Raw genomic sequence first — 6,088 nt, forward strand, 5'->3', positions numbered from 1 at the left:
CATAAGCCTCCTGTATCTGACAGAAATTCAATTAGAAATGACACATTGAACTGTTACGGGTCAGATCTGGTCCCCAAGTACGGTAACCATGAGTATCAATGTGAATTTGTCCAGAGGCATACAGACCAAGACCCATATTAAAGCTTTGCCCATGCTGAGACCAGAATTGGCATAATTTAAATTTGGTATTTTCAATGAAAGCATAATCTTCAGGTTGAGGAAACTCTGGCCCTATACGAAAATCTATAGCTGAATTGAACAAATGGCGTGAAGAATTGGCCCCACCAGCACATTGATTTAAAGGTAAATCCCGATAGACTGAAGTCACTTCAAAATCGGTCAGAATTTTAGACGCTACCAAGTATTTAAATATACGTATGGTTGCCAGCTGGTTATTCCATAATTCACGATTTGGGATGGCATATTGTGAGCGGCCACATTTTTGCCAGTCACGGGCAGTACGCATGAGTTCAAAACTGGGGATAATATTGCCGACGTTATTGCGTTCCAGAAACTGTTCATACTCGCGCACACGTCTAAGATTATCGCCTGAAGCAAGCCAGGTTTGGTAAGAATTAGGAACAACTTTAGGTGGAATCGGACGTTCAATAATCACGCGTTCCTGTGGTATAAAAATACGTTTTCCATGTGGATGGGCCATATTGCCTTGTTGCGGCGCAGTAACACAACCACTCATCACCAAAGGCATAATGCCAATTGCCATTATACCTTTCAATAAATGCTTCATCGAAAAATCAATTACTTATAAATTGGATATCTATTCTAATTCAAAAATGTCGGGAAAAATGGGAAAAATTGCAATCTAATGTTTAATTTGAGTATAAAAAAAGATCAGCTTATGCTGATCTTTTCTCATTTTATTTCTCAAGATACTGGAGCTTGTCCGGTTTGCCATTCCACTCTTCACGGTCTGCTGGCTGTTCACCAATTTGAGTAATATTTGGCCATTTTTGTGAAAGGTCTGCATTAAGTTCGATAAACACTTCCTGACCTTCTGGAAGTTCATCCTCAGAGAAAATTGCATTGGCCGGGCATTCTGGTTCGCACAGAGCACAGTCAATACATTCATCAGGATTAATAACCAGGAAATTCGGACCTTCATAGAAGCAGTCTACCGGGCAAACTTCTACACAGTCTTGATATTTACATTTAATACAGTTTTCAGTGACAACAAAGGTCATGGCGACAGCTACCTAAAAATACGGTTCTAATGAGTAATGCGCTATTTTAGGCAAAAATCTACTCTACTAACAATTCCTTTTATTGATATTTGTTATTTATATGCATGAAATACAATTAGAATATTGATATTTAAACAGTACTAAGTAAAACAGTTCTATATTTCTTGAAAAATTTCATAAAAATAGCAATTCAAAAACAAGAGCATAACTACCAATAAAGAGTACAGGAGTAAATTTCGTCTAAAAATGAACAGTAAGATCTATAAAAAATAATGCCTTATTTATACCAATATTTTTTAAGATTAATTCTTGGCCGAGTTACTTTATTGTAGCTTGAAAATCTATTACTGATTCCAAGCTCAGGATTGATTGTTGTAATAGAAGTTAAGATTTATGAGAGAAGTTTAAATTCCTGATCAATTATACTGTTTAAGTGGTCAACTCAAGGAGTGTAAAAAAATAATCTGGAAATAGAACCCAAGATTCTTGGTCTTATCTGCATAAAGATGTCTGCATTTATCTTATAACGAGATAAAGATAAATTTAATTTTATAAATTATAGACTTGAAAATAGATAAGCTGTACAGAATGCAGGTAGAAATAGCAATATATAAAAATCGCACTGAATAGTGCGATTTTTATATTCAGATTTGTGGTCTGTTTTTTAGCCTTTACTCATCGTCTGCTCAAGCTGATCTTTGAGTTTATAGAGCTGAGCCAAAGCTTCCCGTGGAGAAAGACTATCGATATCAAGCTGTTCTAAAGACTCTAGTACAGGAGAAGTTTTTTCAACCTCAGTTATCGTCTCCGTGACAGGAGAAACTACGAGGGAAATTACATCAAACAGATCATTTTGTACCACTGTCTGTAAATGCTGTTGCTGCTGCTTTTCCAGAATTTTGAGGCGTTTTTGCGCTTCTTTAATTACACTGGCGGGGGTACCCGCAAGTTTAGCTACTTGTAAGCCGTGACTCTGGCTTGCTGGCCCAGGCTGTACCTTGTGTAGAAGAATCAGATTGCCATTCATTTCTTTGGCTGTTACATGATAGTTATCTATACCAGCTTCCTGGCCAAGCTCGGTTAACTCAAAATAGTGGGTAGCAAACAGACACAGGCATTTAATACGTTTAGTTAAGTCCAGTACACAGGCCCATGCTAAAGACAGCCCATCATAAGTGCTGGTTCCACGGCCAACCTCGTCCATAAGCACTAAAGACTGACTGGTAGCGTGATGCAGAATCTGAGAGGTTTCTGTCATCTCTACCATGAAAGTGGATTTACCCGATGACAAATCATCTGCTGAACCGATGCGAGTAAAAATCCGGTCAATTGGTCCGAGTCGTGCAGACTGTGCCGGTACGAAACTGCCGCAATATGCCAATAGGCTGATTAGCGCAGTTTGGCGCATGAAAGTTGATTTACCTCCCATATTCGGACCAGTAATAATCGCCATGCGATGATTAAAATCCAGAGAAGTATCATTTGGGGTATAAGGGGTTTTACTTAAACTTTCTACGACCGGATGACGTCCAGCTATAATCTTGATCCCAACTTCAGGTGAAAACTCCGGGCGGTTCCAGCTTTTTAAGCGGGCCTGATAGGCAAAGTTGGCCAGCAGGTCTATCTGGGCTATAGCACTGCTCATAACTTGCAGACTGGCAATATCCTGACGCAGTTCTTCAAGTAGTAATTCAAACAGGAGTTTCTCACGTGCCAAAGCACGCGATTCGCTAGAAAGCACTTTATCTTCAAAGCTTTTGAGTTCTGGGGTGATGTAACGCTCAGCATTCTTTAGGGTCTGACGACGAATATAATGCTCGGGTGCCTGCTCTGCCTGTGCACGGGTAAGTTCAATGTAATAGCCGCTGACCCGGTTATAACCAATCTTAAGTGTAGAAATACCTGTCTGTTCACGTTCCTGAATTTCCAGGTCGATCAGAAACTGGCCGGCATGGTCACGAATTTTACGTAGCTCATCTAACTCATGATCAAACCCTTCGGCTATTACACTGCCGTCACGTAATAATACTGGCGGATTTTCAACAATTGCTGAACTTAAGCGTTCAGATAAGACCTTAAAATCACCGAGCTCCTGATAAAGCTGATGAAGCATTTTTGATTTTTTACTATCAATTACTGGCTGTAATGCATGACGTAAAAAAGGGATTTGGCTACATGCCTGACGCAACTGTACCAGATCACGGGGACGTGCAGTGCCTAGGGCAATACGGCTTAATACCCGTTCGATATCACTGATTTCTTTTAAAACCAACCTTACAGGAGCTTCATGATAGCCCTTAACCAGTTGCTCAATGGCATCAAGCCGAGCTTCTAAAATGACTGTATCACGTATGGGCTGCATTAAGGTGCGGCTGAGTAACCGTGAACCCATTGCAGTCTGACACTCATTAATGAGATGAAATAATGATGTACCATGCTCAAACAACGGATCAATAATTTCCAGATTGCGCCGTGTAACCGGGTCAAGCGCAATAAAATCACTGCTCTGTTCCAGACGGATAGACCGAATATGCGGCAGAGCCGTTTTTTGTGTCTCTTTCGCATAGTGAATGAGGGCGGCGGCGGCGGCCTTCGCTAGAGGTAGATGATCAATACCAAAACCGGACAAAGTAGACACGGCAAACTGGTCGCACAACGTTTTTTGCGCATTATTTAAATTAAAATCAACATTTGGACGCTTAGTGACTGGACAATCAATCTGTTTCTTGATTTGCTCAATAATATTGGCATCGACGAGATCTTCATCGACCAGAATTTCGCTTGGCATTAAACGGGAAAGTTCAATTGCCAATTGTTCTGCTCTGTATTCCTGCTGTTGAACTTTAAAGATACCCGCGCTTAAATCCAGTAAGGCGATACCCACCTGGTTCTGCTGAAAACATAAAGCGACCAGATTAGAGCTTTGATAAGAACTTAACAGAGCATCATCAGTTAGTGTACCTGGTGTTAAAATACGTACAACCTTACGCTCTACAGGACCCTTGCCTGTAACTTCACCCACCTGTTCACAAATGGCGACTGTTTCGCCAGCTTTAACCAGACGCGCCAGATAGCCCTCTGCAGAATGATAAGGTACGCCCGCCATCGGTATAGGATTGCCGTTAGCTTTACCGCGATGGGTTAAGGTAATCCCAAGAAGTTTGGCTGCCTTATGAGCATCATCAAAGAATAATTCATAAAAATCACCCATACGATAAAATAACAAGGCATGGTTATGTTGCATTTTGACTTTTAAGTACTGCTGCATCATAGGAGTATGGGTGGAGAGGTCAGCCATTATTTCTGTGCTATTCATGTATGTAAATCCTTAAATTTATAAAATAAATTTAGTTTTCTAGGAATTTTGGCTGTCTAACCAATTCGATGCGTACCTGACCTGACCTGAACGAAGAGAAAAAGTATATCTTCTTCTATATTAAAATTGAGTCAACAGTATGTGAGAGTACGAAGGCACTCTACGGGTGTCATATTAACAAATCCATATAGATTCACAAAAAGGATTGCTCATATGAGTGAGTAAATTAACAACAAAAAGTCTGCTCTGTCAGTTTGTATCATAAATAATATGAAATTGAGTGATACTAATAAAAAGTCTTGGTGAAGATGGGTGAAGAGTTATTTAAGGAAAGATGAGAGTTAAAATTTTGATTTAATGCTATAAAAATAATAATTTATATAACTTTGTAAATATATCTCTAGTCAAAGTTCGCATAGGCCTATAGTGAGTAAAGGCATTATATTTCCAAGGCAATTACTGTTCCTAAATTAAATGATTGATGAGTAAAAATAAGTGTTAAAAGCTAATAGTAAAATATTCGTCTTAAATGAAGTAATTAAGTTTTATTTAATAAAAATAATTGAAGACTAGGTTGTTTTTAATAAAAGAATAGGAGAGTACAGGCAATAGAAAGATCATAAGTTCTGAAAATATGATAAGAAGCAAAAGGGACTTTATATCTTAATTCAACTAAAGAATTTGATCTGGATAAACTGAAAAATCTTTTGATAAAATGAAGAGAGAATAAGCACTGCGCAATATAAGTATTGATTGGAGTATAAATAAAAACAACAGGAAACAACCTGAGCGCTAAATTAGAATATAGTCATACATGATTGACGTGATACTGCTTTATCTATTGTTTAGTATAAAATGTATTAGTTCAGACTTGATCGTACATTCTTCTTGAAAAAGAGAAAGTTACCCGTTTTGATAAAGGTGTCGAAATCTTAATCAAACAAAGGTAACTTTCTTATGTTGCATACTAACAATCAAATCATTAAACACAAAGTAGGTCTGCTTAATTTAGCTGAAGAGCTTCAGAATGTATCCAGAGCATGCAAAGTGATGGGTGTTTCAAGAGATACATTTTATCGCTATCAGGAATTAGTGAAGTCTGGTGATATTGACGCACTGATTAATAAGTCCCGTCGAGTACCAAATTTAAAAAACCGTGTAGATGATGCTACTGAACAGGCTGTTATTGATTTCGCAATTCAATATCCCGCATATGGTCAGCACCGTACTAGTAATGAATTACGCAAGAAGGGTGTATTCGTTTCAGGGAGTGGGGTTCGCTCTATATGGCTTCGTCATGATTTAGAAAACTTTAAGAAACGTTTAAAAGCACTTGAGGCTAAAGTGGCACAGGATGGTATTGAATTAAATGATCAGCAGATTGCGGCACTTGAACGTAAGCATGAGGATGACGTTGCTTGTGGTGAAATCGAAACAGCTCATCCAGGCTATTTAGGCGCGCAAGACACCTTTTATGTCGGGAATCTCAAAGGTGTTGGACGAATCTATCAACAAACATTCATCGACACTTATAGCAAGGTCGTTCATTGCAAGCTCTATACAACAAAAA

The 6,088-nt window shown here is 38.7% G+C and carries 4 protein-coding genes; 1 reads left to right on the forward strand and 3 read right to left on the reverse strand.

The window, feature by feature from the left end:
* Positions 1-31 precede the first annotated feature (31 nt).
* From J502_RS12845 to mutS, 3 genes are all read right to left on the reverse strand, one after another.
* Positions 32-748: a D-Ala-D-Ala carboxypeptidase family metallohydrolase gene (locus J502_RS12845; RefSeq protein WP_034428835.1), complete on the reverse strand. Its 717-nt coding sequence runs from the start codon at positions 746-748 to the stop codon at positions 32-34.
* Between the two features lie 130 nt (positions 749-878).
* Positions 879-1,202 (reverse strand): ferredoxin FdxA, encoded by a 324-nt coding sequence (gene fdxA, locus J502_RS12850; RefSeq protein ID WP_005019709.1) that lies wholly within the window; start codon positions 1,200-1,202, stop codon positions 879-881.
* A gap of 664 nt (positions 1,203-1,866) precedes the next feature.
* The gene (mutS, locus tag J502_RS12855; protein ID WP_034684379.1) at positions 1,867-4,518 is read right to left on the reverse strand and encodes a DNA mismatch repair protein MutS; all 2,652 of its coding nucleotides are present in this window, start codon (positions 4,516-4,518) and stop codon (positions 1,867-1,869) included.
* A 957-nt stretch (positions 4,519-5,475) separates the two neighbouring features.
* On the opposite strand from mutS, the gene J502_RS12860 reads away from it, so the two are divergent.
* A partial coding sequence (locus J502_RS12860) for a helix-turn-helix domain-containing protein (RefSeq protein ID WP_034684382.1) occupies positions 5,476-6,088 on the forward strand: 613 nt, incomplete at its 3' end.

Origin of the sequence: Acinetobacter sp. 1294596 (assembly GCF_000582925.1) — a bacterium.
Taxonomy (GTDB): domain Bacteria; phylum Pseudomonadota; class Gammaproteobacteria; order Pseudomonadales; family Moraxellaceae; genus Acinetobacter; species Acinetobacter radioresistens.